At 66.2% G+C, this 3,835-nt stretch carries 3 protein-coding genes; 2 read left to right on the top strand and 1 reads right to left on the bottom strand.

The features are described 5' to 3' along the window. Positions 1-46: 46 nt before the first annotated feature. Entirely contained in the window at positions 47-418 is a 372-nt protein-coding gene (locus P3T39_RS37220) for an MmcQ/YjbR family DNA-binding protein (RefSeq protein WP_280703760.1), read from the top strand. A gap of 648 nt (positions 419-1,066) precedes the next feature. Here the strand turns inward: P3T39_RS37220 and P3T39_RS37215 are convergent. Next, entirely contained in the window at positions 1,067-1,558 is a 492-nt protein-coding gene (locus P3T39_RS37215; RefSeq protein ID WP_280703759.1) for a tyrosine-type recombinase/integrase, read from the bottom strand. Between the two features lie 859 nt (positions 1,559-2,417). Between P3T39_RS37215 and P3T39_RS37210 the strand changes: the two genes are divergently transcribed. Further along, the gene (locus tag P3T39_RS37210) at positions 2,418-3,533 is read left to right on the top strand and encodes a Fic family protein (RefSeq protein ID WP_348534434.1); all 1,116 of its coding nucleotides are present in this window, start codon (positions 2,418-2,420) and stop codon (positions 3,531-3,533) included. The last annotated feature ends 302 nt before the right edge of the window (positions 3,534-3,835 follow it).

Below are 3,835 nucleotides of genomic sequence, written 5' to 3'. Positions count from 1 at the left end.
TGAGGGCACCTCGGGTCACTCTTCGGCCGCGTCTAGGGTGGTGACCGTGGTAGATGCCGATGATGTCCGTCGTATCGCGTTGTCTCTCCCGGAGACCGTGGAGAAGGAGGCGTGGAGCATGCCGACGTTTCGGGTCGCCGGGAAGATGTTCATCACGGTCCCTGACGATCAGACGTCATTCGCTGTGCGGTGTCCGAAGCATGATCGGGCGGAGTTGATCGCTGCGGAGCCGGAGAAGTTCTGGGTGCCACCGCATGAGGTGTCTTCCGCCTGGGTGCGCGTGCGACTCGGCGCTCTGGAAGACATGGCCGAGCTGTACGACATTCTTGTGGATTCATGGAAGCAGGCCGCACCGGACCGCCTCGTGGAGGCCTTCGGAGTGCTGGGACCGGTAGACCCGGGTGAGGGCAACTGGTGACCTGGCCGGCGGGCCCGCGCATTGGGTGTGGGGATCCGTGTCCGGCGCCCTGGAGCGCCCAACGGCGTTCAGGCAGGCCCAAAGTGCGCGGATCGTACGGCTACGGCGGCGGAGCGGCTTGGAGTCGCTGTACGTCTCTCAAAATCCCTGTACGGAACCTCTATGCACGAGGAGGGCTTTGAGCTTCCCTGGCGGTGGAGGCTTCTGACGGATTGACACGCGGCTGGGGGTCAAGGGGTCGCAGGTTCAAATCCTGTCGTCCCGACTGTGAAGTCGCTTGTGAGAGCGGGTACTTGGGAAACCAGGCACCCACTCTCAGTCGTTTCAGAGGCGGGGTTTCTGGTCCCAAAATGGTCTCCGAGGCGAGTGAAGCCCGTGGCTGATCCTTCGGCTTCCTTGCAGAACTGGGCCGCGTGGTGCGCTTTCTGAAGGTTGGACCGATATTTTCCTCTGATTCGGTGGAGAGTTGGGCGCTGGCGCACTTGACCTTCGTCAAGTGCGCCAGCTCTGAGTCAAGTGGGCCAAAGCCTCCTATATAGGGACATCGTGTGAGGCTTTTCGAGGGCCGGTGGCGGCCGTGAAGGTGGCTCAGATGCCTCGGATCGGTCGATTGAAGCCGACCCGCGGGGCTTCCATGGTTGCTCTGCGTTACCAATGGGCGGTGATTTCGCCGTCCCGTTGCAGCCTTTCCAGATGCCGGGTGAGGGCTTGGCCTGCTTCCAGAACTCGGAGAAGCTCAGGGTGGAAGTAGCGCTGAGTAGTGGTGATGAGGCTGTGGCCGGCGATCTCTCGGAGGACGTGCGGGAGGACGCCGGCGTCTGCCATCCATGTGAGGCCGGTGTGGCGTAGGTCGTGGCGGCGCAGGTGCTCGTAGCCGAGCTCGCGGGTGACCTCGTCCCAGTGGGTGGCGTCGCGTAGGACGGCGGTGGCGATGCGCCCGCCGCGTGGCCCGGTGTAGAGGCGGGCGTCGGGATCGCCGCGGGTGGCCTGGAGCCGCCGGGCGATGAGTGGGCGCAGTGGTTCGATGATGGGAATGAACCGGGCCTTGTGTCCCTTGGTGTGTTTGTCGGCGAGTCCGCCGGGGCCGGGGGTGGGTCTGTCTGCGGCAGGTGAGCAGCCAGTTGGCCGGGTCGATGTCACATGCTCGGACGCCGGAGACCTCGCCGATGCGGGTGGCGGTGCAGGCGCTGTGGATGACGACGTCTCCCCAGCCGCGGTAGTGATTGAAGGAGGCGTTGACCAGGGCGTCGGCGAGCTCGACGAGGGCGTCCCAGTCGCGCAGGGCGAGTGCCCGGGGGTCTGCGAGCTCGTCCTCGGCTTGCTGGTACTCGGCCTGCCAGCCGGTGATGTGCGCGGGATTGCGGTCGATGATGCCGTCCACGATGGCCTGCTCGAAGATGCAGGCGAGCATGGCGAGGGTGTTCTTGATGGTGGAGCGTCCGCATCCATCGGAGATCCAGCCGCGGACGGCGCTGGCGATGAGCGCCGTGGTGATCAGACGTATGGGGATGTGCCCGAGCTCGGGTTCGATCCGCAGGTGCCAGCCGGAGAGGTAGGGGACATGGGTGGTGGTTTCCAGACCGCTCAGGATGGCTGCGAGGCGGACGTCCACGTAGTCGGCCAGGGGCATGGAGGAAAGGGCCGGGTACCGGGCTGCCGGTGGCGTCGGCGACCATGGTCATCCACTGGGTGATCAGGGCCGGGTCGAGGCCGTTGCGCACTGACTCTGCAAGGAAGGCAGCCCAGGCCTGAGTCTGTGCAGGTGTGGCCGATGCCGCCTGCGAGGGGGTGCGGCGGGTCGTAGCTTGGCGTGCGGTGCGGCATCGGGGGCGGTCGACCATCGGTGCTGGCAGCAGAGGGCTGGCGGCAGAGATCGCCGAGAGCGGCTCTGGGGCGGTTGGTTTGGAAAGGAATCTGGGACTAGTCATATGCCACGGTCGCGCCTCTTGACTGCTTGACGCCTTCATGGTGTCATTGCTTCATGCTCTACGGTACGCCGATGCTGCAGGAAATCGATCAAGCGGTTCTGGGTGAGATCTCGGAGATGCGTGAGCGTCTGCGGTTGCATCTGCGCACCCCGCGTCGGTGGGAAGGACAGTTGCGGCGGAACCTGACGGCACGCGCCATCGCCGGATCGAACACGATCGAGGGTTACGCGGCGAGCGTGTCGGACGTAGAGGACATCATGGTCGGCGAGGCGCCGATCGAGGCGAGCGAGACCGTCACGGCCGAGATCGATGGCTATCGGCAGGCGATGACCTACATCCAGCGGCTGGCCGAGGCCGGTGACGACTTCGCCTACAGCAAGGAGTTGCTCAACGCGCTGCACTTCATGATGCAGGGGCATCACCTGCTCAAGCGGCCCGGCTGGTGGCGCAGCGGCCCGGTGTACGTGACCTCGGCCGAGGATCCGACGATTGCCGCCTACACCGCTCCGGATGCCGAGCAGGTGCCGCAGCTGACCGGCGAGCTGGTGGAGTGGCTGGACGACGGCGACGTCGACGCACCCGGGCTGGTGCGGGCGTCGATGGCACACCTGAATCTGGTGGCGATCCACCCGTGGGCGGACGGCAACGGTCGGATGTCCCGCGCCCTGCACACCCTGGTCCTCGCCCGTGAGGGGATCATGGCGCCCGAATTCTCCAGCATCGAGGAATGGCTGGGCCGGGCCCGCAACACCTACCGCTACTACGACGTCCTCGCCGAGGTCGGCGGCCCCGTCTGGACCCCGGAGCGGGACACCCTACCCTGGGTGCGGTTCTGCCTGCGCGCCCACCACCAGCAGGCCCAGACCGTCGAGCGCCAGGTGAACACCACCCGCGAGGTCTGGAGCGCCCTCGACGAGGCCATCGAGCAACGCGGCTGGCCCGACCGTATGCTGTACGCCCTCTACCCGGCAGCCATGGGCAACCGGGTCCGCCGCGCCACCTACCAGGCGGATGCGGAGCTGAGCGAGCAGCAGGCCCAGCGCGACATCCGTGAACTCGTCCGCGCCGACTGGCTCGCGGCCAAGGGTGAGGCCCAGGGCCGCTACTACACCGCCGGCCCGGGCCTGCCCGAGGAGATCACCTGCGGGGTCCGCGAGCCCCGGCCGCTGCGCGACCCGTACGCGTAGCCACGAAACCGAGGACCAGCAGGGAAGCGCCGACCGGTTGCCGGGCAGGCACTGGAAACGATCGGGTAAACACGTGCGAACTCGGCCCGTACGTTGTGGGTGCCGAATATTCGGACAGGCCCGTGACCAGCACCTTCGACCTCGCTGGCCGATAGCCTCGTTGATCAATTCGAACGCGTTCAGATCTCCTGGCTCCGAAGTTGAACGCGTTCAATGCTCTCCTCGGTTGATTGCCCCCGCTGGGAGCTCGCAAGCCTGCCGACCTGCGCGGATGATTTATCGGCACCCGCAAGGTGCACTCG

The organism is Kitasatospora sp. GP82, from assembly GCF_029892105.1.
GTDB lineage: Bacteria > Actinomycetota > Actinomycetes > Streptomycetales > Streptomycetaceae > Kitasatospora.
The sequence above is the reverse complement of the archived record's forward strand: the minus strand, read 5'-3'. Positions and strand labels throughout refer to the sequence as shown.

What these genes read in the sequence shown, in the direction of transcription:
- P3T39_RS37210 (WP_348534434.1), top strand. Translation starts at nt 2,418, where the DNA reads ATGCTGCAGGAAATCGATCAAGCGGTTCTGGGTGAGATCTCGGAGATG.